This is a genomic window from Methylosinus sp. is20ea (assembly GCF_059718135.1).
Genome location: NZ_AP046088.1, coordinates 2,741,390 through 2,763,947, shown reverse-complemented (window position 1 = coordinate 2,763,947; position 22,558 = coordinate 2,741,390). Strand labels below are relative to the sequence as shown.

22 protein-coding genes are annotated in these 22,558 nt (G+C 65.1%); 5 read left to right on the top strand and 17 right to left on the bottom strand.

Annotated features, from left to right (window positions below):
* Positions 1 to 16 precede the first annotated feature (16 nt).
* The 8 genes from fliE to motA all read right to left on the bottom strand — a co-directional run bounded on the left by fliE (position 17) and on the right by motA (position 5,635).
* Positions 17 to 337, bottom strand: a complete 321-nt coding sequence (fliE, locus tag AC6IY7_RS12875; RefSeq protein ID WP_497779606.1) for a flagellar hook-basal body complex protein FliE — start codon at positions 335 to 337, stop codon at positions 17 to 19.
* Positions 334 to 753, bottom strand: a complete 420-nt coding sequence (gene flgC, locus AC6IY7_RS12870) for a flagellar basal body rod protein FlgC (RefSeq protein WP_497779603.1) — start codon at positions 751 to 753, stop codon at positions 334 to 336. The genes fliE and flgC overlap by 4 nt, the downstream gene beginning before the upstream one ends.
* A gap of 8 nt (positions 754 to 761) precedes the next feature.
* On the bottom strand, positions 762 to 1,145 hold the full coding sequence (flgB, locus tag AC6IY7_RS12865) for a flagellar basal body rod protein FlgB (RefSeq protein WP_497779602.1): 384 nt from the start codon (positions 1,143 to 1,145) through the stop codon (positions 762 to 764).
* Positions 1,146 to 1,214: 69 nt separating this feature from the next.
* A complete protein-coding gene (locus tag AC6IY7_RS12860) occupies positions 1,215 to 2,303 on the bottom strand; it encodes an EscU/YscU/HrcU family type III secretion system export apparatus switch protein (RefSeq protein WP_497779601.1) in 1,089 nt (362 codons plus the stop codon).
* A 13-nt stretch (positions 2,304 to 2,316) separates the two neighbouring features.
* Positions 2,317 to 3,339, bottom strand: a complete 1,023-nt coding sequence (locus AC6IY7_RS12855) for a flagellar motor switch protein FliG (protein WP_497779600.1) — start codon at positions 3,337 to 3,339, stop codon at positions 2,317 to 2,319.
* A gap of 17 nt (positions 3,340 to 3,356) precedes the next feature.
* The gene (gene fliN / locus AC6IY7_RS12850; RefSeq protein WP_497782838.1) at positions 3,357 to 3,659 is read right to left on the bottom strand and encodes a flagellar motor switch protein FliN; all 303 of its coding nucleotides are present in this window, start codon (positions 3,657 to 3,659) and stop codon (positions 3,357 to 3,359) included.
* Between the two features lie 156 nt (positions 3,660 to 3,815).
* Complete coding sequence (locus AC6IY7_RS12845) at positions 3,816 to 4,760, bottom strand: flagellar motor switch protein FliM (RefSeq protein ID WP_497779599.1); 945 nt, start codon at positions 4,758 to 4,760, stop codon at positions 3,816 to 3,818.
* 5 nt (positions 4,761 to 4,765) lie between these two features.
* On the bottom strand, positions 4,766 to 5,635 hold the full coding sequence (gene motA / locus AC6IY7_RS12840) for a flagellar motor stator protein MotA (RefSeq protein ID WP_497779597.1): 870 nt from the start codon (positions 5,633 to 5,635) through the stop codon (positions 4,766 to 4,768).
* A gap of 156 nt (positions 5,636 to 5,791) precedes the next feature.
* Between motA and flgF the strand changes: the two genes are divergently transcribed.
* From flgF to AC6IY7_RS12825, 3 genes are all read left to right on the top strand, one after another.
* The gene (gene flgF / locus AC6IY7_RS12835; RefSeq protein ID WP_497779596.1) at positions 5,792 to 6,514 is read left to right on the top strand and encodes a flagellar basal-body rod protein FlgF; all 723 of its coding nucleotides are present in this window, start codon (positions 5,792 to 5,794) and stop codon (positions 6,512 to 6,514) included.
* The gene (gene fliI, locus AC6IY7_RS12830) at positions 6,511 to 7,848 is read left to right on the top strand and encodes a flagellar protein export ATPase FliI (RefSeq protein WP_497779594.1); all 1,338 of its coding nucleotides are present in this window, start codon (positions 6,511 to 6,513) and stop codon (positions 7,846 to 7,848) included. The genes flgF and fliI overlap by 4 nt, the downstream gene beginning before the upstream one ends.
* An 82-nt stretch (positions 7,849 to 7,930) precedes the next feature.
* On the top strand, positions 7,931 to 8,374 hold the full coding sequence (locus AC6IY7_RS12825; protein WP_497779593.1) for a hypothetical protein: 444 nt from the start codon (positions 7,931 to 7,933) through the stop codon (positions 8,372 to 8,374).
* A gap of 10 nt (positions 8,375 to 8,384) precedes the next feature.
* On the opposite strand, the gene AC6IY7_RS12820 is transcribed toward AC6IY7_RS12825, so the two are convergent.
* Entirely contained in the window at positions 8,385 to 8,933 is a 549-nt protein-coding gene (locus tag AC6IY7_RS12820) for a hypothetical protein (RefSeq protein WP_497779592.1), read from the bottom strand.
* Between the two features lie 250 nt (positions 8,934 to 9,183).
* Between AC6IY7_RS12820 and AC6IY7_RS12815 the strand changes: the two genes are divergently transcribed.
* Positions 9,184 to 10,368, top strand: coding sequence for an ATP-grasp domain-containing protein (locus AC6IY7_RS12815; RefSeq protein WP_497779591.1), 1,185 nt, complete (start codon positions 9,184 to 9,186; stop codon positions 10,366 to 10,368).
* Positions 10,369 to 10,381: 13 nt separating this feature from the next.
* On the opposite strand, the gene AC6IY7_RS12810 is transcribed toward AC6IY7_RS12815, so the two are convergent.
* On the bottom strand, positions 10,382 to 10,987 hold the full coding sequence (locus AC6IY7_RS12810; protein ID WP_497779588.1) for a transglycosylase SLT domain-containing protein: 606 nt from the start codon (positions 10,985 to 10,987) through the stop codon (positions 10,382 to 10,384).
* The gene (gene fliK, locus AC6IY7_RS12805; protein ID WP_497779587.1) at positions 10,920 to 12,371 is read right to left on the bottom strand and encodes a flagellar hook-length control protein FliK; all 1,452 of its coding nucleotides are present in this window, start codon (positions 12,369 to 12,371) and stop codon (positions 10,920 to 10,922) included. Before fliK ends, AC6IY7_RS12810 begins: the two co-directional genes overlap by 68 nt.
* A 439-nt stretch (positions 12,372 to 12,810) precedes the next feature.
* Here fliK and AC6IY7_RS12800 point away from each other — a divergent pair, with 439 nt between their 5' ends.
* Positions 12,811 to 13,875 carry a hypothetical protein gene (locus AC6IY7_RS12800; RefSeq protein WP_497779585.1) on the top strand — a complete coding sequence of 355 codons (1,065 nt, stop codon included), beginning with the start codon at positions 12,811 to 12,813 and terminating at the stop codon, positions 13,873 to 13,875.
* Positions 13,876 to 15,529: 1,654 nt separating this feature from the next.
* Here the strand turns inward: AC6IY7_RS12800 and AC6IY7_RS12795 are convergent.
* The 6 genes from AC6IY7_RS12795 to AC6IY7_RS12770 form a co-directional block, all read right to left on the bottom strand.
* The gene (locus AC6IY7_RS12795) at positions 15,530 to 16,690 is read right to left on the bottom strand and encodes a MotC family chemotaxis protein (protein WP_497779583.1); all 1,161 of its coding nucleotides are present in this window, start codon (positions 16,688 to 16,690) and stop codon (positions 15,530 to 15,532) included.
* Complete coding sequence (locus AC6IY7_RS12790) at positions 16,687 to 17,793, bottom strand: flagellar motor protein MotB (RefSeq protein WP_497779581.1); 1,107 nt, start codon at positions 17,791 to 17,793, stop codon at positions 16,687 to 16,689. Before AC6IY7_RS12790 ends, AC6IY7_RS12795 begins: the two co-directional genes overlap by 4 nt.
* The gene (locus tag AC6IY7_RS12785; protein ID WP_497779579.1) at positions 17,790 to 18,440 is read right to left on the bottom strand and encodes a hypothetical protein; all 651 of its coding nucleotides are present in this window, start codon (positions 18,438 to 18,440) and stop codon (positions 17,790 to 17,792) included. Before AC6IY7_RS12785 ends, AC6IY7_RS12790 begins: the two co-directional genes overlap by 4 nt.
* Positions 18,440 to 20,092 carry a flagellar basal-body MS-ring/collar protein FliF gene (gene fliF, locus AC6IY7_RS12780; RefSeq protein ID WP_497779577.1) on the bottom strand — a complete coding sequence of 551 codons (1,653 nt, stop codon included), beginning with the start codon at positions 20,090 to 20,092 and terminating at the stop codon, positions 18,440 to 18,442. Before fliF ends, AC6IY7_RS12785 begins: the two co-directional genes overlap by 1 nt.
* 142 nt (positions 20,093 to 20,234) lie before the next feature.
* A complete protein-coding gene (locus AC6IY7_RS12775; RefSeq protein WP_497779575.1) occupies positions 20,235 to 21,146 on the bottom strand; it encodes a flagellin N-terminal helical domain-containing protein in 912 nt (303 codons plus the stop codon).
* A 335-nt stretch (positions 21,147 to 21,481) separates the two neighbouring features.
* Positions 21,482 to 22,393, bottom strand: a complete 912-nt coding sequence (locus tag AC6IY7_RS12770; RefSeq protein WP_497779573.1) for a flagellin N-terminal helical domain-containing protein — start codon at positions 22,391 to 22,393, stop codon at positions 21,482 to 21,484.
* Positions 22,394 to 22,558: the final 165 nt, after the last annotated feature.

Below are 22,558 nucleotides of genomic sequence, written 5' to 3'. Positions count from 1 at the left end.
CTTCACATATCCTTTTTCAAATCGTCATACGGCTGATTTCCTGATAGGCGCCGACGGCCTTGTCGCGCACGGCGATGGCTGTCTGCAGAGCGCGCTCGGCGGACATGATCTCGTCCACCACCTGCTGCACCGAGGCCTTGCCCTCCACGCCGGCGATGGACGCCGCCTCGCTCGACTTCACTTTGTCGATGACGCCCGTCGTGAGCTGATCGAGCACTTGCGAGAAGGACGTTCCGTCGACGGACGAAGCGGCTGCGCTTTTCGTTGCGCCGCTCAAGGCCGACACGCCGGCGTTGGAGGCGACGGAGGCGACGATTCCGGGAACGAGTCCGATCATTGGCTTCCCTTCAGCAGATCGATCGTCATGGAGAGCAGATCGCGCGTCTGCTTCATGACCTGGAGATTGGCCTCATAGGCGCGATTGGCCTCGCGCATATCGGCGACTTCGGTGAGTATGTTCACATTCGGGAATTTGACATTGCCGTTCTTGTCGGCGGCCGGATTGCCCGGATCATGCTCGACGCGAAACGGCGAACGATCGACGCCCACCGCTCCGACATGAACGAGCTCCGCGCCCGTCGCGCGATCGAGCTCATTGGCGAAGGTGACCGTCTTGCGCACATAAGGATTCGCGCCCGCGGTCGGGCCCGTGGAGCGCGCGTTGGCCATGTTCTCGGCGACGACCCGCAGACGCGAGGATTGCGCCTCGAGGCCCGCGCCGGAAATTTTCATGGAGGCTTCGAGAGCGTCCATCTTTCACATCACCCCTTCAACGTCGCCATCCACATTCCGTGGAAGGACTTCATGATGCTGGTGCCCAGCGAGAAGGCGCCGCGAATTTCGCCCGCCTTCATCATCTCCTGCTCGAGACTGACCGAATTGCCCGACAGGCTGGTCTCCCAATTCGCGCCTTCCTTCGGCGAGGATGGGCGCGGATCGAAGGCCGCGGTCTGAATATGCAGCCCGTTGGTGCCGGCGAGCTCCAATGCGCTGCGGTCCAGGACCTTCGAGAAAGACGTGACGTCGACGGCCTTGTAGCCGGGCGTGTTGGCGTTGGCGACGTTCTGGGAAACCGCCGATTGACGCGCGGAGAGCCAGCTCCGTTGCTTTTCGACGAGATCGAAGAGATAGACAGGGTCGACCATGATGCCTCGCGCAGCGTTGGTAATAGAAAATTAGGCGCTTGGTCTTGCGTCAAGCTGGAATAGCCCGATTCATCGCGACGCGGGGCGCGCGGAAGCCTGGCCGGCATTGTGCAGAAAGTGAATGAGCTCGGCGACCGGACGATAGAATTCCTGCGGGATCATCTTGTCGATCTCGACATGGTCGTACATGGCGCGCGCGAGCGCCTGGCGCTCGAGCACGGGAACGCCATTGGCCTCGGCGATCTCCCTGATCTTCAGCGCGATCAGATCCGTTCCCTTGGCGACGACGAGCGGCGCGCCGCCCTCCTCCCGCACATAGCGCAGAGCGATGGCGTAATGGGTGGGATTGGCGATGACGAAAGTCGCGCGCGGAACCGCCGCCATCATGCGCTTGCGCGAACGATCGAGGGCGATGGAGCGCAGGCGCGCCTTCATCATCGGGTCGCCTTCCGACTGCCGCATCTCTTCCTTGATCTCCTGGCGACTCATGCGCATGTCGCGGCGCCATTTCATTCGGCTCCAGGCGAAATCCGCCATAGCGAGCAGAACGACCGGAATGCAGATGACGCTCGTCAGCCGAATGACCAGCTTCAGCAGCAGTCCCGGCAACTGGCCGGGCTCGACGCGCATCGAATCGGTGATGAGCCCGCGGTCGACATTGAGCGAAAAAACGACGGCGCCGGCGATGATGACGATCTTGGCCACCGACTTCGCGAGCTCGACGAGGCCAGCGACGCTGAAAATGCGCTTCAACCCCTCCATCGGAGAGATGCGCGAAAGATCGGGCTCTATGCGCTGGAAGACGAGACGCGGCCCGCCCTGGATGAATGCGGCGACGAGCGCCGCGACGATGAACATGCCGAGGATCGGCGTGAGAAATCTGGCGGTCTCCAGAACCACCGTCTGCGACTGCATATAAGCGTCCGCGCCATTGGCGAGCGCGAATTGACCGACATTGCCGAGCATCAGCGCCAGCGAGCCGGCGAGACGCGGGCCGACCGTCTGGACGACGAAGGCGGCGCAGAGAAGAAAAGTGAGGAAGAGCGTGGCGATCGACAGATCACGAGAGACGGGCGTCTTGCCCTGCTCCAATGCGTCGAGAATCTTCTTCTCTGTCGCCTCTTCTGTTCGGGATTCCTGGTCTTCCGTGTCGCTCATCGCTCAGAGGTCGTCATTCGGCGGCCTCCTCGGAGGAGCGCGAAAGATCGATCTTGCCCTGCTCGGCGAGCCTCAGAACCGTGTCGGCGATGATGCGACGCGCCTCCATAATGTCGCGGCGCGGCGGCGTGGCGCCGCTCGCGAGCTCGGCCTCCACCATGCGCCGCGTGCGCGCGGAGAGCGCCGCGAGGATGAAGTCGCGAACATCCACCTCGGCGCCGCGCAGCGCCATGATGACGCGGTCGGCGGGGATCGCGTCGAACAGAATCATGCGGGCGCGGACATTGAGCTTGGTGATGTCGTCGAAATTGAAGAGCATGCCCTTCAGCGCTTCGGCGTCGCGCGGGCGGCGCTCGGAGAGGCTGCGCAGCACGCCTTCCGCATGCTCGCGCTCCATCTTGTTGATGATCGCGGCGAGCTTGGCGTTTTTCGCCGCGGAGGCGGTGAGCTCGGAGTTCTGCAGAAGATCCTCTTGCAAAGTCGTCTCGACCAGCCGCAGCGCCTCGTCGGTCACCGCCTTCGACGACAACATGCGGCGCATGACGTCGTCGCGGAAATCGGCCGGAAGGATGGACAACGCCTTGGCGGCGCGCGTCGGATCGATCCGCGACAGCGTCAAGGCCGCCGTCTGCGGATGCTCTTTCGAGAGATATTCGATGAAGGCCGCCTCCGGCGCGGCGCCGACACGGCCCCAGACCGCGCTGTTGGAGCTGCCGAGCACATCCGACATGATCTCGGCGATCTGATCGGGGGGAATCACGCCAGTCAGAAGCTTCTCCGCCTCGCCCGCCGTGCCGCGGAGATCGGAGCCCCCGCTCTCCAGCCGAGCCATGAAATCTTCGATGAGGGGTTCGATCGTGCTGGCGGGAACCGAGCCGAGGCCCGCGGCGAATTTGGTGATCTGCCGCAACTCGTCGCGGTCGAAATGCTTGAGGACGCGCTGCGCCACATCCTTGTCGACCGACAGCAGCAGCGCCGCCACTTTCTCCGGGCCGTTGAGCATTCGGCCCGCGTCGGCGGCAATCAAATTCGTCATTGCGGGCCCCGCCTCCGTCACATGCGCCGCGCGCCGCTCCCGGGCTCGATGATCTCGGTGAGCGAGACCCCGAAGCGCGTATTGTCGTCCTCGACGACGACCACCTCGCCGCGCGCGATGAGCCGGCCATTGACGACGACATCGACCGGCTCGCCGATCTTCTGGTCGAGCGGCACGATCGCGCCGCGTCCGAGCTTGAGCAGATTGGAGACCGGCATGGTCACCGAGCCGATCACCACCTGCATGACGACGGGAATGCGCAGGATCGATTCGAATTTACGCGGATCGATCTCCGGCTCGCTCGCCCGTGGCTCCATCATCGAATCCGCGCCGATCGCGCGGGAGCCGCCGCCGATCAGCCTCTCGAGCTCTTCGCTCTTCGAGCTCTCCAGGTCGAACTCTCCCATGTCGAACTCTCCCATGTCGATTTCTCCAATGTCGACCGCCCCTGGATGGCCGCGCGATCGCGCCCGCGCTCAGCCGCGCAGAACGTCGTCGATGAACTCTTGTCGCTGATCCACGAAATCGTCGATGCGAATCGTATAGGAGCCGTCCTTCTGGCCGATCTCGCACCAGAACAACGACTGCCCCTCGCACATCAGCGCGACCAGGCCCGTCGGCGACACCGGCAGCTCGATGATCTGACCGACCTCGAAACGCGCGACATCGGCGAGCGTCAGATCGGTCTTCTCCATCACCGCGCTGAGCGTCACCTCGGTCTGCGTGACACGCTCCTTCATCCGTTTCGCCCAATGCGGATCCGCCGAAGGCGCAGCCGCCGGAGCTTCCTGCGACAACGCGTCGCGCAACGGATCGAGCGTCGCTTGCGGAAGGGCGAGAAGCAGCTCGCCTTCGGTTCCGAATGCGCGCAAGCGGCAGCGGCAGACGACGCAAAAGCCGTTCTTGCGCGCGCCGCCCGCCGCCTCGGCGCGATTCTCCGCGGGCTCGAGCGCGAAGCTCGCGCCGACCAGCGACAGGAAAGCGGCCTGCAGCGACTTGGTCACCCGCGTGAACGCCAGCGTGCCGACGCGCGTCTCGATCGCGGTGAGCTCGCGCTCGGCCTCATAGGGCGCCTCGGAGCCATCCGCGCCGAACAACCCTTCGAGCAGAGTGAACACGAAGCGGCGATCCGCGGCGATGATCGCCTTGGCGTCGGAATCCACGCCGACGACATAGGTCGCGGCGAGCGCCGAACATTCGGCCTCGACCGCAATGTCGCTCGCGCGCGCGACCGTCGTCGCCTCCACGACGAATTGCATCGTTCCTTCGGCGAGGCCGCGCATCGAATCCTGCACATCCGACGCCATAGCGTCGAACACTGCGCGCAAGAGCGGCATGCGATCGAGCGACGGCCCGCCGCCCGAGAGCAAGCGCTCCCTCACTCCCTGCGAGGCGAAATCGACGACGCTGTCCATGCTCATGCCTATCACGCCGCCTCGGCGGCGCCGCCGGAGAGCGTCTCGTTCTCGACCTCGTCGATCGAGGGACGCTCGTGGGAGGGAATGGATTTGCGTCCGTGCTCGACGGCCACTTGCGGCATGGCGCCGTTCATGAACGCGAGCAGCGTCTGCTTGACGATGACATAGAGATGGCATTCCTTGCTGCGCGCGACCTTGACCTTGAAGGCGAGCGGCGTGACGATGCCATAAGAGACGAAGATGCCGGCGAATGTGCCGACCATAGCGGCGCCGATGAGCCCGCCGAGCAGCTCGGGAGATTGATCCAGCGCGCCCATCGCCTTGATGACGCCGAGCACCGCCGCGACGATGCCGAGCGCGGGCAGGCCGTCGCCGACCGAGGTGAGCGCGTGATAGGGCTTCAGCCTGTCGTAGCGGATGGAGGCGATCTCCTCGTCCATCAGCGCCTCGATCTCGAAGGTGCGGACATTGCCGATGATGAAGAGCCGGCAGTAATCGCAGATGAAGGTGGTCATCTCCTTATTGGCGAGTACCTTCGGAAATGCAATGAAAATCTTCGATTCCGCCGGATTGTCGACATGCGCCTCGACCTCGTTGCGCGGCTTGCTGCGCAACTCGCGCATCAACGCATGCAGCAGGCCGAGAATGTCGAGGAAGTCGCGATGCTTGGGACCCTTGTCGAGAATCGCCTGGCCGAGCGCCTTGCCCGTGTCCATGATCACTTTGGTCGGATTGGCGACGACGAAAGTGCCGAGCGAGGAGCCCATGATGATCACGAACTCCCATGGCTGCCAGAGCACGATCAAATGGCCGCCGAGCGCGGCGAAGCCTCCGAACATGCATCCCATCGTGATGATCAGCCCGACTAAAAAGCCCATGACGCCGTCTCTCCCGATGGAACCGCACCAGAGGGATTAGTGAGCGTCGCTTGCGCGAAGCTGACATTTTCTTTCAGCTTCACACAAGCAAAACCGGGCAGTTTCGCGAAAGAGCGACGGGATCGAGCCGCCGCGCTGGGCACGGAACTCGCGAACATGCAATCGGCCTTCTACGTCTCGCTTTCGGCGCAAGTGTCCGTCGACAAACGGCTGGAGACTCTCGCCAACAACATCGCCAATGCGGCGACGCCCGGCTATCGCGCCGACGGCGTGAGCTTTCAGCAGGTCGTCTCCGCGACCGACACGAGCAAGACCGCCTATGTGTCGGCGGGCAAGGATTTCATCTCGCGCGCCGTCGGCGAGCTCACCAAGACCGGCGATCCCTACGACATCGGCATCGTCGGCAATGGCTTCTTCGCGATTCGCACGCCGGATGGAACCGCCTATACGCGCGATGGGCGCATGCGCATGACCGATACGGGCGATCTCCAATCGGTGGCGGGATATCCCATTCTCGACGCCGGCAATTCGGCCGTCGTGCTCGATCCCAATGGCGGTCCGCCGATGATCTCGCGCGATGGCATGATCACGCAGAGCGGCCGGCAGATCGGCGCCGTCGGCCTCTTCGCCATAGACGAGAGCGCCGATCTGAGCCGCGGCCCGAACGCCAGCATCATTCCGTCGAAGCCCGCGACCGCTATGCTCGACTTCGTGCGCAACGGCGTGCAGCAGGGCTTCATCGAAAGCTCCAACGTCAATCCGATTCACGAAATGGCCAAGCTGATCGCCACATCGCGCGCCTTCGACAGCATGAGTTCGATGAATGACATGCTCGACAGCTCGCAACGCGAAGCGATTCGCACGCTCGGCGGCTCATGACCTCGCTGCAACGACTTCGCGAGGCGGTCGAGCGCCATCAGCGCCGCGCCGAGCCTATTCGCGTCTTCGGGCTGGTGACGGAAGTGACGCCGTCGCATTGTCGGGTGAGCGGCCTTTCGGACTTCGTCGAGCTCGGCGAATGCGTGCGCATCGGCTCGCCGCAGGATGGCGCTCTGGGACAGGTCGTGCGCGTCGGCAAGGACGGCGCGATCGTCAAATCCTTCGACAATCGCGTGCGCATCGGCCTCAATTCGCCGGCCTATCGCGCCGGTCCGATCGCCGTCGCGCCCAATGTCGACTGGGCCGGACGCGTGCTCGACGCCTTTGCGCGGCCGATCGACGAGCGCGGCGCGCTCTCGGAAGGCGACGCCGCCTTCGACGTCGACGCTGCCGCGCCCAAGGCGATGCGCCGCAACCGCGTGAGCGTCGCCGTGCGCACGGGCGTCAAGGCCGTCGACTGCTTCACGCCGATCTGCGCCGGGCAACGCATCGGCATTTTCGCGGGCTCGGGCGTCGGCAAATCGACTCTGCTCGCCATGCTGGCGCGCGCGCCGGGCTTCGACACGGTCATCATCTGCCTCGTCGGCGAGCGCGGCCGCGAGGTGCGGGAATTTCTGGACGATGTGCTCGCCGGGCAGTCGAGCGAGTCGATCGTCATCGTCGCGACCGGCGACGAGAGCCCGATGATGCGCCGCCTCGCGCCGCTGACCGCGACGACGATCGCAGAATATTTTCGCGATCTCGGACGCAATGTGCTGCTCATCGTCGATTCCGTCACGCGCTTTGCGCACGCCTCGCGCGAGGTGGCGCTGGCCGCCGGCGAGCCGCCGGTCGCGCATGGCTATACGCCCAGCATATTCGCCGATATTCCGCGGCTGCTCGAGCGCGCCGGCCCGGGCGAGGAAGGGCGCGGATCGATCACCGGCGTCTATTCGGTCCTCGTCGACGGCGACAATCACAATGACCCGATCGCCGATTGCGTGCGTGGCACGCTCGACGGCCATATCGTGCTCGATCGCGCCATCGCCGAACAGGGCCGCTATCCGGCGATCGATCTCAAAGCGTCGATCTCGCGCCTCGCCCATCACGCGTGGAAGCCCGAGCAGCGGCATCTCGTTCAAAAGCTGCGCGCGCTGGTGTCTCGATACGAGGACACGCGCGATCTGCGCATGCTCGGCGGCTATCAGCGGGGAACCGACATAGAGCTCGATCAGGCCGTGCAGCTCGTTCCCAAGCTCTATGAGGCGCTGATCCAGTCGCCACAATCGCCGCCGAGCGTCGATCCGTTCCGCGAGGTCGCCGACAAGCTGCAGGGCGCGGCGGCGCACGGCTGAGCGGCGCACGCCGTCCCTCTCGGTCAACCAATCCTTCACTCCTTCGCGTTCATGATCCCGTCCCTGCCTGCGGCTCGGGACCATGACGGATTTCGCAACCATTCTCGACGGCCTGGAAAACGCGTCCCAGCGAACGGAACGTGAGTCCGGCCCCATGCGTCCCCCGCCGGTCGGGACGATTCTGCGCGCCGAGGCGCCGCCGGCGCCGCCCTGTGACGAAGATCGCGCGGCCCGCGTCTGCCGCGCCTATGGCGTCGATCTCGCAAAGCCGCAGAAGCCGCCGCCCCCGGCGCCGGAGCCGAAAGCAGAACGGCTGCCGGATCGGGAGGACGTCCTCGCCGAGCTCCTGCGCGCCGAAGGCTCGCTCGTGAAGCTCGGCGCGCTGCGACGGCGGCTCGCCTGGGCCTGCCACCCGGATCGGCAGGAAAAGTCCCGCGCGCGACAGGCCGAATGTCTGCTCGCAGAATTCAACGCACAGATCGACCAGGCGGTCGCGCGCGCCAATGCGCGGCTCGGCCGGCGATGATCCGCGCCGATCAATTGCCGATGACGACGCCGCCCGTCGTCACCAGCGCCCAATTCTCGCCGCGGCGCTCGAGCGCGGTGACGCGGCCGAGTCCCTCGACGAGATCGCCCGGCGAAACTTTGACGATCGCATTGGGCGTCTGCAGCAGAGCGACGCCGGAGCGCACGCTAAGCAGCGAGAAGCCGGGAACGCCCGCTTCCGATTGCGGCTCGCCGATCGAGCCGACGGGGGTGAAATCGACCTTGCCGCGCTGATCGGCCACCTGCGTCTGTATGCGCTTTGCGGCGATGACCGTAGGGCGGCTGTAGATCGCGAGATGCTCGAGACCGGAAAATTGCGGCTGTCGCTCCGCATCCGAGATCATATAGGCGGCGAAGGCCGTGGAGACGACCGCGAGACCGACTCCCGCAGTGCGCACCGCCATCTCGCCGATCCCGCGCGTGGAGCGCATGGGCGGCGTGCGGCGTTCCGCGACGAGCGGCGGCGGCGCGATCTTCGGTTTGCCGATCGGCGGCGTGCGGCGCGTCGCATCGGGGCGTGATGTCGGAGCGTCAACCATGCGGTCGTTCCTCGAATCGATGAACGAGAAATTGATAGCTCAAAATCGCGCGAAGTTGAATCGAGCTGCGAAATTTCGACAAGCTTCGGGAAATGTTGTGTCGTTAGCTATCGCATCCGACGCGAGACGCGCGTCGACGGCCGAAATTCGTCGCCGCAGAGCGAGTCGGTGGACGATATGGCCGAGTTCTGTTCAGCAGTCGGAGCGGGCAGACGGTGAATTGATGCGTATCGACCTATCGTCGGATCCCATGAACACACTGCCGATCGGCCTCGCAAAGCTCACGAGGCTCGCCTTCGCTGGCGTCGATCTGAGCCGCGTCGCCGGGCGCCTGCTCGGCATGTGCGAGCGCGACCCCAATCACGCCGGCGCGCTGATGGACCTCGCCGTCATCGATCAACTCGAGGGAAATCTCGCGACCGGCCTGAAGCGGCAAGCGATGGCGCTGAGCAAGCAGCGCGTGTTTCGCAGCACCTGCTGCGGCGCCAATCCGCGGCTGCGCGTGCTCGCCTTCGTCGCCGCGGCGGACATCGGCGCCAACACGCCGCTGGAATTCCTGCTGGAAGGCTCCGACATCGCCTTGACGATGGTCTATGTGCTGCCCGGCCGCGAGCTGCCGACCGAGCTGCCGGACCATGATCTCGCCTTCGTCGCGATCGCCGCGACGAGCCCGAACCGTCCCCTGCTCGCCGAGCTCGAGGATCTGCTCGCCTATTGGCCGACGCCGGTCGTCAATCTTCCCGGCCGCGTCTCCATGCTCGAGCCGATCGAGCTCGCCGCCAATCTGACGGAGGCGGGCCTGCGCACGCCCAAGCTGCGTCGCGTCCTGCGCGACGAGCTGCGCGCCGCCGCGACTGCGCAAGCTATGGACTGGAGCTTTCCGATCGTCGTCCACACGATCGAGCAACGCAATGAACGGGGCGCCGAAAAGATCGATACGCAGGTCGGACTCGGGCTCTTTCTCGGGAAGCGCTTCGATCGCTCCTATCTCGTGTCGCCTTTCGTCGATTGCAGAGGGCAGGACGGACTCTATCGCAAGATTCGGCTGCTCTTCATCGATCGCCGCCCCTACGCCTGTCATCTCGCCGTGTCCGAAGGCTGGAACGGCTCCTATGTCGACGCCAGAATGGAAGCCGACATGCGGCGCCGGAGCGAGGAAGAACGCTTCTTCGCCACATTCGACACGGAATTCGTGACGCGCCACTCCGACACATTCGAGGCGCTGGTCGAATGCGTCGGCCTGACCTATTTCGGCGTCGATTGCGCGGAGACGGAGGACGGCGATCTGATCGTCTTCAAGGTCGATCATACTCTGCTGGTCCATGACATGGACCCGGTCGACGTTTTTCCCTACAAGCCGCCGCAGATGCGCAAGATTTTCGACGCCTTCGCCTCCTATCTGCATCGCGCCGCGGGCGAGTCCGAACGGCGCTGAGCGCCGACCACGCTCAGCGCGACGCGGCCTCCCGGCGCGGGCGGCAGAAGCCGCGCGAGGCGTCGGTCCAGGCGCCGAAGCCACTGGCGATCATATTGGCGATGACCGAGCAGACATAGCTCTTTTGCGCCGGCGCATTGTTCGGCCCCGCGTGATAGCGCGCGACGGCGGATGTCCAGCTTCCTTCCCTCTTGTGCAGATCCTTGAGAAAGCGCGCGGCGTAATCGACATTGGCGCGCGGATCGAACATCGCCTCCACACTCGCGAATCTCGCGCCGTGGTAATGATGGTTGACCTGCATGCAGCCGATGTCGATGAGCACCGCGCCGGAACGCCGCGCCGCGAGGAAGCGCATCATCGCTTCGCGGAAATCGGCGCTGAAGACCGCGCGTCCTTCGACATTCATCGCAAAAGCGTTGAGCGCGCCTTTCTGCCCCGTCTCTGTCAGCGCCACAGCATAGAGCACCGCGAGAGGAACCGCATTCTCATTGGAGGCGCGGATCATCTCCCTTTCGCAAATATTGGAGGTCGGCGCGCCCTCGGCGCGCGCGTCACAGATAGACGTCGCCGCCGCGACGATCAGCGACGCGCCGAGTCTCGCGGTTCGACGCCGGCTCATTGGCTTCATCGCCGGCGCCACGCCTGCGATCTCCGCCCTGTCCGCCATAGCCCGCTCCCTGTCGATCGACGCTCTGGTCATCGCGTCCGGCTCCTGCCCCGCTCGATTGCGGATAGGCCGCTCCGCTATCGGGCGCGGCCTGTATATTGGCGCCGTCCGCGGCGTTCTGACCGATCTGGATCGTGCAGGAATCGATCACGCAGCCGGATGATCGCATCGCCTCGACGAGCTGATCGCGCGTCGAATCGAGGCGCCGGAGCGCCTCCGTCGATTCGACGCTGATGCGCATGTCGATTCCCGAATGCGCCAGCTTCATCTTGACCACGACAGCGCCGAGCGAGGCAGGCTCGAGCTCTATGGTCAAAATTTTCGGCGCGATGCTCTGACGCTGCGGTTCGGCGAGGGGAGCCGCGCGTGCGGCCGCGCCCGTCGCGAGCGGCGGCGAAGCGGCGGCGAGCAGGCTTCGCGCCTGCGGCGCGAGCAATTCAGCGAAAGCCGAGGGCAATTGCGTCGGCGACGCGAGAATGGCGAGCGTTCCGACCGGTTCCGGCGCGGCCGCGTTCGTCACTGTCTCGTCGATCCGAGCGGCGCTCGGCGTCGAGGAGGCATTCGCAGCGTCCACCCGTGCGACCAACGCATTGGCGGACGTATCGACAGACGCCTGGATGTCGCCCGCGACGTTCAACGCCGCAGGCCTCATGTCGATGGGGCGCGCCGATCGTGCGCTCGTCTCCATGAAAGCGCGGCGATCGAATCCGCGATCGCCGTTCGACGAAGAGTCCTCTGCGCCATGCACGCCGGCGGACGGCGCGGCGACATCGGAGAAGGAAGGGAGCGGCGCCGGAGCGTCGGACGCGAACAACCGACGATCATTGCTCGAGGAGCGATCCGCCGACCATGGCGCGGCCGCGCGATTTCGGGTCGAAGCGGCGACGACCGGCGCCGTTACGGTCGCGGCGATAGAGTCATCGGTCGCGCGAGGCGTGTCGTCGAAGGCGACAGTCGAGGCGGCCGGCGAAGCCGCGCGAGCCTGCGGCTGTCGCACGGTCTCCTGCGACAGGCTCGACTCCGCGACAACCGCGGCGCCGAGCGGCTCCGCACGCGCCGCGGCGAAGGTGCGCGGCCCGCTGTCGGCGTTCTGCGCCAGCGGTCGTCCATTCGCGGTCTGCGTAGCGACAGCGCTCGGCAAATCCTGCGGCTGTTGCGGCGACGACAGCGGCCGCTCGTCCGCCGAGAGACTGTCGGTCGCTGCGGAAGACGGTCGGTCGATCTGCGCGATCCGATCGGAGACAGCGCTCGCGAAAACCGCGCCGCGCGTCGTCGTCGCGGACGCAGGTGGAGTCACGATCGCCGACGCGCGTCGATTCACGAGGTCGGTAGCCATCGACGTCGGATCGTCGATCCTGGCGCCTTCTGCAGACGCTCGCTCGAGATTCGCCGACGATATCGGCCCGAATGCGGCGCTGGCTGCGAAGGACGCCATGCTTCGCCGTTCTCGAGATTTCGAGGCGAGAGGCGTCGGCGCATCGCCGTCGGATCGCGCTCCGACGGCGACTGGACCCGTCGATGGTTCCCGTTGCGGCGCAGAGAATCGGTCGTCTGGCGCGACGATCGCCGCATCGGCGCCGGCTGCGCCGAACGAAGGCTCCGATTGCGTCCCATCTGAAGCCGATCGCGCATAGTCCCGGCTCGTCGCAGGAATCGGCGCATCGGATGCATCCCCCAGAACGAAAGGCGTTGGCGGTGATCGATCACGACCCGCTGGAACGTGAGTTGTCGACGCGATTTCGTGCGATGCGGGTGCGACAAAATCCTGGCTCTGCGTGGAAGCGGCTTCCGCGCTCGCAGATGCGTTCCGCAGATCGAAGGACGAGATCGGACGCTGGTCGCCGGCGACCGCCGCACGGAGCGCCGAGGGCGCGACATCGGATTGCGGCGCGACGCTCGCAAAAGCGGGCTGCCCCACAGAAGCGGAAGGCGCCGACGCAGGCCCGCCGCGCAGATCGAACGGAGAGAATGCGCCTTCGACGCGATTCGTATCGGTGCGCGGCCTCGAAGATCGATCGCCAGACGAAAGCGCGCCGCCGACAGCGATCGGCGGCTGCGGCGATACGGGTTCAGCCGCGCTTGCCGCGCTGCGTAGATCGAATTGCGAGAACGCGCCTTCGTCGCGGCCCGCATCGATGCGCCGCGTGGAGGCCAGGACATCGGGCAAAGGCACTGAACCCGCAGCGTCGCGCGCCTGCGCCGAAGCAGCAGCCGAGGACGTCGAAAGCCCGCGCAAATCGAATGGCGCGAAAGCGCTCGCGCCCGAAGCCGTGTCGACGCGCGGCGTCGGCGCCCGAAGCTCGGACGATTCCGTCGGTCTCGCATCGTTCTGTGTCGAAGCCGAAGATCGAGCGGAGGCCGACATTGCAACGCGGTACGCGTCGGATGGCGATAGAGAGCCTCCATCATCATCTGTCGCGACAGCCGGCGTCGCCGGCGCGCCTTCCAATTGCGGACCCGAGGCTCGAAAATCCTGCCTCTGCGCCGCAGCGGCATATGTCGTCGTCGACACATTCGTCGAATCGAATGAGGAGACAGGGGCTCTGTCGGGAGAAGCATTTGTATATGTCGTCGCAGACGCGACGTCGGACGTGATCGTCGACCCCGCGCCGGCTTGCGTCCTGGTCACCCCGGACGTCGCCGGCTCCGATGCTCCACCGGCCGGATCGGCAGACCGGAGCGCGCCCTCGAATGGCGCCGCGGACGATTCGGCATTCTGCACGCGCGCCGAAGCGACGCGCTCCGAATCGTTCCGCCAGTCGGTCGCAATGACGAGAGCGTCATCCGATCCAATCGGATCGAATGACGCTCGTGATTCTCTATTTGGGAGCGAATTCTGATCGATCGAACGATTCCGTTCGATCGGAAAGCGCTCTAGGCCCCGATCCGCCATTGCGGCCGCATGCGGCGTCGACGGCTCGACGTCGGGCCGCAGCGCAGAGCTCGAGAGTTCCTGCCGCGCAGCCGCGACAGAAGGCGCCGTCGGCGACACGCTTTGCGGTTCGCTCGACGAACTGGCGCTGTCGCGGGCCGAGGAGACGAATGTCGCTTCGTTCGGCGACCTTCGAACCGATGGCGACCTTTCGAAAGCCGCTGTCTGCGGCGCATTCGTCTCGATGGATCCTGGCTCGTGGAGCGAAAAGGCGGATGTCCGGTCGAAGCTCGACGCAATTTCGCGGTCGACCGGACGCAGCGCGCTCTGCGCATCCGGGGGCGACTGCGTCAGGCCCCACGCGTCGGAGCTCGAAGGAGCGGTGACGTCTCCGCCTCGCGTCGCCGATGACCTAGTCGACTGCGTCGCGCTCCGAGCGTCGACGACCCCAGCGGATGCGATCGAGGCTATGTCTTCGGCATCGAAGGCGCTCGCGAGCGACGACGTCGAATCTTGCGCCGACCTGTCGACGGAAGGCGGCGTCGCCGCCACGGACGGCGATCCAGGCGCGATATCCGCGCTCGGATCGACAGGCTCGATCGGTCGCCGATCCGTGTCGACGCTTTGTTGCGTTCGCGGGCTCGCCGCATCGTCGACAGCCGCCGTCGCTGTGAGCGGTTGTCGCCGCTGCGCCGCCGCGCTCCAAGCCGGCGAAGGCGCAGCCTCTGCGGCCGAAGCGTCGCGCAGATCCGTCGTCGTGACGACATCGGCTCCTTCGCCGCCGGACGCGAGAGAGGCTCGGCCGCTCTCGCTCGCGACATTCGTCGTGGGCTCGACAGCGATCCGACCGAATGTCGAACCAATGTCGGGGCTCGAAGGCGCGATCGTGAAAGGCGCAGGCGTCGACTCGGACGAAGGTCGGGCCGATGCGCCGCGCGCCTGCATCGCAACGACGTCGGACATCGCACCCGCTGCGCGCGGCGTTCGCACAGTCGCAGTCGAAGCCGCAGAAGGCCCGACACCGAGATCATGGGTCGATCGCCGCGTCGAAGCCGAATCCGGCGCCGCCGCCGGAGGCGAGTCGGTGGGCGCGGCCGCCGATGGCGCGCGCGCGCCTATGCGCACATCATCCGCCGAGCGCAAATTGGTCGCGAAGGCGTTGGATGGATGCGAGAGCGCGCCGACAGACGGCGGACGTCCCTCGGCCACCGGCGCGCTCCCATCCTCGCCCGTCGGCGCAGCGTCTGCGGTCGATGATTCAGAGTTGGAGCGGGCGATCGCGGGTCGCGGATTTACGGAGGGCGACCAATTCATGTCGAAGGCCGGAACCGCAACGAAAGCCTGCATCTGCGCCGGCGCATTGCTCGGCGATTCGGCGGCGGCCGATTCGTCCGTCGCAGACCGTCGCGCGGGACGATCGTCGGAGCCGTCGGTCGTAGAAGCGGTCGCATCGTCGACCGCGACGCGCGCCGCGGGAGCGGTCCGATCGTCGAGATCGGAGAGAAGCGAAGCGAATTGGCGGGCATCCGCGCCATTCGCTTCACGTTGGCCCTGCGAAGCGGAGTCGGTCTGTCGACCGAGCAGTCGGCCCGTCGCCAGATTGGAGAAAAGAGGGTCGAGAGTCATCGGCGCGTCGCCCGCTGCAGCAGCGCATCGGCGTCGGTCAACGCCTGCCGCGCGGAACGCTCCACCGTCGACTCCGGGCGCGCGTCCTCGGGCTCCGGCGCGGCCGGCGCGGCCGACGACACGCCGTCCGACGCGCCCTGAAGTCGGCTGATCGCAGCGGTCACGATATTGCGCACCTCGACCTCGGCCGAGGGAAGAATCCTCGGGTCGATTTTTTGAAATTCCGCCTCCGCCGTCTCGAAGTCGCCAGCGAGGCCGGCGAGCGCAGCCCGATAGAGCTCGACGCGCGCGCGCGCGGCGGGGGAATCGGCCAGAGGTCCGGCATATTGCGTTTCGGTCGTCGCCAGCGCGACGCGGCCGCTGAGAATGGCGTGACGCGCGACGCCCATATGCGTCTCGAACCGCAACATGGGCGAGGCCCCCTTCATCATCGCTCGAAACTCTCCCAGACGGGGGGCGTCGCCATTGGCGGCCGCGCGCAATGTCGCCGCGCGCACTTCGTCCCAATAATTGCGAGAGAAGGGCGACTTCGCATATTGCGCGCCATAGCGGCGGCCGAGAACCAGAAATTTATTCGGGTCCTGCGCGACGTCGACGAGCGATAGCTCGCGTCGCAGCGCCGCCTCCTCGACGAGCGAGCTCGGCATCAGCAGCCGCGCGAGATCGAATAATTCGCGCGCCTTCGTCTTGTCGGTGGCGATCAGCAATCCGCCCTGTATCAGCGCCAGATGCGCCGCGAGCGTGTCCGTCAGCGCCCGCGCGTCGATCGGCGTCAGCAGCTTGGCGGCGTCCTCGCTACGCCCTTCCGCATAGGCGACCGCGCCCGCGACGAGCGGCGCATCGGCCTCGGGAATGAGATGCGCATCGAGGATTTTGCGGATCGAACGGGACGGCCCGCCACAGAACAGGAAGATCGCCGCGGCCGTCGAATTGCTCTTCTCTTTCCAGGCCTCGCCGTCGAGGGACGCCACGACCTGCTCGATGCGCTCGATCTGCGCCGGAATCGCGCCGCGCGCTCCCGGCGCTCCCTGCACCATCGAGCCTTGCAGCGTGTTGAGCGCCCTCACCTGCTCGGTGAGCTCTCCTGCTTCGGCGCAGGATGCGAGACCAATGATCAGGCCGGTCGCCAGAACGACGACTCGCGCAAAGCTCCTCACCTTTCGCTCCTGCGCAGCAAGATTTCGATGCGGCGATTGACGGCCGCGAGCGGCTCCTTCGGCGTCTTCAGACGACGGTCGGCGTAGCCCGCGATCTTGACGACGCGCTTTTCCGGAAGGCCGCCGCGCACGAGCATGTAATAGGCCATATTCGCGCGATCCGAGGAGAGACGCCAATTGTCGTAGGTCGCCGATTTGTAAGAGCGTCCGTCGGTATGTCCCCGCAGCTCGATCTCTCCGCTCTGCTTCGCCAGGAGCTGGCCGATCTGGCCGATGATGCGCACGGCCTGCGGCCGCGGCTCGACGGAGCCGACCGTGAACATGGAGAAATTGGCGTCGTCGGTGAGGCTGATGAGCAGCCCCTCCGGCGTCTCCGCGACCTCGACATGCGGCGCGGCGCGCAGCGTGGCGAGCTCGGCCTTGACGACCTTTTCCACGGCGGCCTTCATGCTCGCGGCCGACGCCTCGCCCTTCTTGTCCTCGACAGACGGCAGCGCCGCCACCGTCGAACGCGACGGCGCCGAAGATTTGGCGTTGCTCTGCGGCGTCGAAGGAGCCGGCTTGGCGCGCGGACCCTCCGCGGCTTCGGCCGATGTCGATTTGTCGGGCGAGCCATTGTCCTCGATGCGCTCGTCCACATAGCCGACGCCATGCGCGCTGCGATCGAAAGGATCGCCGAAGGACGAAGGTTGCGACGACTTCCGGTCGATCTCGTCGAGCGTCGTCATCGGGTCATAGAGGAGAGCGGCCTCGCGCTGCGGACTGTCCTTCTCCGAAGGCGTCGGCGGCGCCGAGGCCGTCGCGCCTTTATCGGGCGCGGTGTTGGATTGCTGGCTCTTTCCCTGACCGCCTTCAGCCGGATCGCGAAGCCCCTTATGCGCAGGATTGGAATCGATGAGCTGGACGGGATTGAAATATTGGACGATCGCCGCCTTGGTTTCCTTCGAGGTCGAGTTGATGAGCCACATCACCAGAAAGAAGGCCATCATCGCGGTCATGAAGTCGGCGAAAGCGAGCTTCCAGACGCCGCCGTGATGCCCTTCCTCTTCCTCGCCGTGCTTTTTGCGGATGTAGATAATCTCGCTTTCCTCATGATCGCTCATGCGGCCTCGTCTCCTTCGCGCAGCTGCGCCATCCATTCGCCGAGGCGCGTTTCGATCGTCGTCGCATCGAGCCGCGCGCGCACATCGACGCCGCCGACATCGTCGATCCTGGTCGCGATGTCGTCGCCGTGCAATTTCGTGCAGATCGCTTCGAGCAGATCGACCGGCCCGCTCAGATGGACGACTGGATTTTCGCGATCGGCGATCAGCACGCGCAAAGTCTCGATGAGGCCGACCAGCATCTTCTCCCGAATCTCGCGCACCACGAAGGGCTCGAGAATGCGCTCGACGTCGTCGCCGATGCGCGCGGAGAAGCGCCCGAGCGCATCGCGAAACTCGCGACCGAGCCGCTCGCTCTCCTCGCGCGACCAGCGCCGCCTCTCCTCCTCGAGCCGCTGGTTGAACGCCGCGCGCTCTCGTTCGACTTTCTCGTCGCAATCGGCCTTGGCGGCCGCGCGTCCTTCCTCGTGCAATTGCTCGCGCATTTCATCCGTGAGAACCGGCGGCGCGTCCTCCGGCTCGGCCTCCGGCCGCTCGGCCTCCGGCTCCGCCTCGACGAAGTCGATCACGGGCGCGGGCGGCTCGGGCGCGAGACTCTTCGGCGCTTCGTCGAATCGCGGGAGATAGAAGGCGACCGAACGCGCCATCAGACGCGTCCTTCCGCATACATCCACTGCTTCAATATCGCCACGGCCTGCATCTCATCGGCTTCGATCAACTGCTCGAGCCGCTTCTGCTGAGTGAACTTCTCTTGATTGGCGATGTCTTCGATGAGCCCGGTGTCCGCGGCCGCCGCCATGGTGAACTCCGGCGCTTCGAGCGGCGTGAAAGGCAATTCGACGGCATCGTCGATGTCGAGCATCGACGATGTATCCGCGGCGATGGCCGTCGCCGGCGTCTCGGCCAGCAGGGCGCGGGTCGCTGGACGCAGGCCGAAGACGACGAGCATCACGGTGACGGCGACCAGCGCGAGGGCGTTGATGACAGAGCCGAGCTGATGGGTGAGCGCGTCGGCCCATCCCGGCGCCTCGACCGGCCCCATGTCGTTCTCGTTCGGCATGAATTCCACGGCCGAAACCTTGACCGTATCGCCGCGCTCCTTGTGGAGACCGGCTGCCGTGGAGACCAATTGCTCGATTTCCTTGATCTGCCGCTCGACGGCGTCGGACTTCGGCGCATCCTTGCCGGGGCCGCCGAGGCTCGCGCGATTGACCAGCACCGCGATCGAGATATTCTCGACCGTATAGCCTCCACTGACCGTCGTGATCGTCTTGGACGAGAGCTCGAAATTGGTGAGCTCTTCGTTCTTTTTGTTCTCGTCGTTGGACTGCTTGCCCTCGGAGGAGGAAGCCTGCTTGTTGTCCTGTGGAATGTTGCGGTCCGCGCCGGCGGCGCCGGTCGTGCTGTTGTTCTGTGAGGTGGAATTCTCTTTCACGACGCGCACCGAGCGCTCGACCCGCGATTCTGGATCGAAGATCGTCTCATTGGTCTGCTTGCGGTCTGTGTTGATGCGCGTCCGCACGCTGACCTGGAAATTCGACAAGCGAAGATAGGGAGTGAGCGTGCGGCGGATATTGTCTTGTATGTCCTTGGCGACCGTGCGCTCGAGCGTCAGCGTCTTTCCAGGTACGGCGTCGTTCTCGTCACCTTCGGACGTGGTCAGCAGCATGCCATCCGTGTTGAGCACGGTCACCTGATCGACCGTCATGCCGGGTATCGAGGCGGCGACGAGATGCCGGATCGCGTGAGCGGCTTTCGAATCATCCGGGCTCTCGGTGCGAATGACGACCGAGGCGGAAGCAGGCTGCTTGGCGCGGCGGAACGAGCCCTCGTCGGCGAGCACGATATGGACTCTCGCCGCCTTCACGCCCCGAATCAGCTGAATGGTGCGGGCGAGCTCGCCTTCGAGCGCACGAATGCGCGTCACCTCCTGCATGAAGGACGTCAGGCCGAGGGATCCGACCTTGTCGAAGAGCTCGTAGCCGGCGTTGGCGCTCTGCGGCAGTCCGCGTTCGGCGAGCATCATGCGCGCCGGCGCGGTCTGTCCATAATGGACCGAGACGGCATTGCCCTCAGGATTGATATCGAAGGGAATACCGCTCGATTTCAAGGCGGCGCCGATACGGCTCACATCCTCTCGATCGAGGCCCGCATAGAGCACTTCGAAATTCGGACGCGAAAGATAATATGCCCCGACCCCGGTTACCGCCAGGACGAGGACAAAGATCATGGCGAGGGCGGCGAGCTTGCGGGGACCTAGTCCGAGCAGATTGTCTCGCAGCTGATTTAGGCGATCCATCGGGGGCGTTTCATCGGGTTGACGCGATGCGGTGACCCAATGTGCAGCGGGTGGCTTGCGCGAACTTTGCCACTCGTCTCAATTCATCCGAGGAAGGGTCTCGCCGGCCACGGCGAGACCCTTGCTCGAAGCGTTGGAACCCTCACTGGAAGAGCTTGAGGATGATCTGGCTGTTCTGATTCGCGATCGACAGGGACTGAACTCCGAGCTGCTGCTGCGTCTGCAGCGCCTGCAAGCGGGTCGAGGCCTCGTTCATATCGGCGTCGACCAGCGAGCTCACGCCATTGGTGAGCGCTTCGTTCAACGTCTTGACGAAGGCGGCCTGGCCAGTGATCGTCGTCTGCGTCGCGCCGATCTGCGCCGCGTATTTGGTAAGATCGGAGATCGCCTTGTCGGCGTTGGTCAGCGAGTCCGTGATGACCGACGCCGAGCTGACGTCCGTCGTCGACAAATTGGTTAAATCGGTCGCAGCCGTCGCGCCAGTGCCCTGAGCGGCTTCGAGAATGCCAGAGCCGGCCGCCACGGCCGGCGATGTTCCGCCCCCGCCGATCAGCGCGGTCGCGGCGAGGTTGATCGTGTTCAGAGCGGACGCCGTGGAGCCGCCGCCGTCGGTGTAGGAGGCGATGAAGGCGAAGCTGGACTGCGAGCCGTCCAGAATGTTCAGACCGTTGAAGCTCGCCGAGGCGACGATGCTCTTGAGCTGATTGCTGAGGCCGGTGAGGCTGGTGCCGATCTTGGCGGTGTCGGCGCCGGGCTGCGCGGCCTGCGCGACCGCCGATTTGATGTTGTTGAGCACCGAGATCGCATTGGTGACGGCGGTCTGGGCGATATTGAGAAGAGACGAGCTCACCGTCATCGAGTCGCCGATCGTCGACAGCACGCCCTGATCCGACTTCATCGTCTCGGCGATCGACCAGGTGGAGGCGTTGTCGGTGGCGCTCGAAATCTTGAGACCCGTCGAGACTTCCTTCTGCGTCGTCGCAAGCGCATGCTGCGTCGCCCGAAGCGATTGAAGGGCCGTGATAGCCGAGGGGTTAGTGAGAATGCTGGACATGACTCATCGATCCCTTTTGGGGTGAAACTAGTGACGAAAGGCATCCCGGAATTTCACCGGCTCGACGGAAACGGCATCATGCCTTTGGGTTGGAACAACCCTATCCGAAGCAGTCATCGGCGGAGCGCCACGACATCGCGGGAGCCAGTCCACTCGACGACCCGTCGAAACCATGTCGGTTTCGACGGTTACACAGCACAGCCTGCACGGTGGTTAACCTAACTAGATAACCTTAATAAAGGTCTAAACGGGCAATGCCTCAGCGTCGCGCGCGCGACAAAAAAAAGCCGCGCCCCGAAGGGCGCGGCTTCTTTTCGAATTTGGAGAGTGGCGGATTACTGGAACAGGCGCAGGATGATTTGGCTGTTCTGATTGGCGATCGACAGCGACTGAACGCCGAGCTGCTGCTGCGTCTGCAACGCCTGCAGGCGGGTCGAAGCCTCGTTCATGTCGGCGTCGACCAGCGAGCTGACGCCCGCCGTCAGACCTTCGTTCAGGGTCTTGACGAAGGCGGCCTGTCCATTGACGCTGGTCTGCGTCGCGCCGATCTTCGACGCATATTGCGTCAGATCCGCGACCACCTTGTCGGCGTTCGACAAAGTGTCGGTGATCGTCGAGCTCGAAGCGACGTCGGAAGACGAGAGGCTGGTGAAATTCGTCGCCGCAGTGGCGCCGGTGGCCTGAGCCGCCTCCAATATGCCCGCGCCGGCGGCAACCGCCGGAGAAGCGCCGCCGCCGCCGATCAGGGCGGAGACCGACAGGTTGATCGTGTTCAGCGCCGAGGCCGAAGTGCCGGTTCCGTCGCTATAGGAGGCGATGGAGTTGAAGGTGCTGCGCGAGCCGTCGAGCAGATTCAAACCGTTGAAATTCGCCGAGCTGACAATGCTCTTGAGCTGATCGCTGAGACCCGTGAGGCTCGTGCCGATCTTGGCCAGATCCGCGCCGGGCTGAGCGGCCTGCGCGACGGCGGATTTGATGTTGTTGACGACCGAAATGGCGTTGGTCACCGCGGCCGTGGCGACGTTGAGCACCGAGGAGCTGACCGACAGCGAGTCGCTGATCGTCGAGAGAACTCCCTGATCGGATTTCATCGTCTGAGCGATCGACCAGGTCGAGGCGTTGTCGGTGGCCGACGAAATCTTCAAGCCCGTCGAAATCTCCTTCTGGGTGGAAGCGAGAGACGACTGGACCGAGCGCAGCGACTGCAGAGCGGTGATGGCGGAGGCGTTGGTCAAAATGCTGGTCATGACTCGTCGATCCTTGGATGAGGTGAACGCGACATCCCGGAAACTCACCGGCTCGACGGAAGCGGCATCATGCCTTGGGCGCCCTGCCCTATCCGAAGAACTCTGTCGACGGCGCGCCTGCGGTCTCGCATAACCGCGCCGGACAATCGGATATTACATGGAGGG

What these genes read in the sequence shown, in the direction of transcription:
- AC6IY7_RS12860 (WP_497779601.1), bottom strand. Translation starts at nt 2,303, where the DNA reads ATGAGCGACACGGAAGACCAGGAATCCCGAACAGAAGAGGCGACAGAG.
- AC6IY7_RS12770 (WP_497779573.1), bottom strand. Translation starts at nt 22,393, where the DNA reads ATGACCAGCATTTTGACCAACGCCTCCGCCATCACCGCTCTGCAGTCG.
- AC6IY7_RS12790 (WP_497779581.1), bottom strand. Translation starts at nt 17,793, where the DNA reads ATGAGCGATCATGAGGAAAGCGAGATTATCTACATCCGCAAAAAGCAC.
- motA (WP_497779597.1), bottom strand. Translation starts at nt 5,635, where the DNA reads ATGGGCTTTTTAGTCGGGCTGATCATCACGATGGGATGCATGTTCGGA.
- fliI (WP_497779594.1), top strand. Translation starts at nt 6,511, where the DNA reads ATGACCTCGCTGCAACGACTTCGCGAGGCGGTCGAGCGCCATCAGCGC.
- AC6IY7_RS12825 (WP_497779593.1), top strand. Translation starts at nt 7,931, where the DNA reads ATGACGGATTTCGCAACCATTCTCGACGGCCTGGAAAACGCGTCCCAG.
- flgC (WP_497779603.1), bottom strand. Translation starts at nt 753, where the DNA reads ATGGACGCTCTCGAAGCCTCCATGAAAATTTCCGGCGCGGGCCTCGAG.
- fliF (WP_497779577.1), bottom strand. Translation starts at nt 20,092, where the DNA reads ATGGATCGCCTAAATCAGCTGCGAGACAATCTGCTCGGACTAGGTCCC.
- flgF (WP_497779596.1), top strand. Translation starts at nt 5,792, where the DNA reads ATGCAATCGGCCTTCTACGTCTCGCTTTCGGCGCAAGTGTCCGTCGAC.
- AC6IY7_RS12855 (WP_497779600.1), bottom strand. Translation starts at nt 3,339, where the DNA reads ATGACGAATTTGATTGCCGCCGACGCGGGCCGAATGCTCAACGGCCCG.
- AC6IY7_RS12810 (WP_497779588.1), bottom strand. Translation starts at nt 10,987, where the DNA reads ATGAGCCGGCGTCGAACCGCGAGACTCGGCGCGTCGCTGATCGTCGCG.
- AC6IY7_RS12820 (WP_497779592.1), bottom strand. Translation starts at nt 8,933, where the DNA reads ATGGTTGACGCTCCGACATCACGCCCCGATGCGACGCGCCGCACGCCG.
- fliK (WP_497779587.1), bottom strand. Translation starts at nt 12,371, where the DNA reads ATGGCTACCGACCTCGTGAATCGACGCGCGTCGGCGATCGTGACTCCA.
- AC6IY7_RS12815 (WP_497779591.1), top strand. Translation starts at nt 9,184, where the DNA reads ATGAACACACTGCCGATCGGCCTCGCAAAGCTCACGAGGCTCGCCTTC.
- fliE (WP_497779606.1), bottom strand. Translation starts at nt 337, where the DNA reads ATGATCGGACTCGTTCCCGGAATCGTCGCCTCCGTCGCCTCCAACGCC.
- AC6IY7_RS12845 (WP_497779599.1), bottom strand. Translation starts at nt 4,760, where the DNA reads ATGAGCATGGACAGCGTCGTCGATTTCGCCTCGCAGGGAGTGAGGGAG.
- AC6IY7_RS12785 (WP_497779579.1), bottom strand. Translation starts at nt 18,440, where the DNA reads ATGGCGCGTTCGGTCGCCTTCTATCTCCCGCGATTCGACGAAGCGCCG.
- flgB (WP_497779602.1), bottom strand. Translation starts at nt 1,145, where the DNA reads ATGGTCGACCCTGTCTATCTCTTCGATCTCGTCGAAAAGCAACGGAGC.
- fliN (WP_497782838.1), bottom strand. Translation starts at nt 3,659, where the DNA reads ATGATGGAGCCACGGGCGAGCGAGCCGGAGATCGATCCGCGTAAATTC.
- AC6IY7_RS12775 (WP_497779575.1), bottom strand. Translation starts at nt 21,146, where the DNA reads ATGTCCAGCATTCTCACTAACCCCTCGGCTATCACGGCCCTTCAATCG.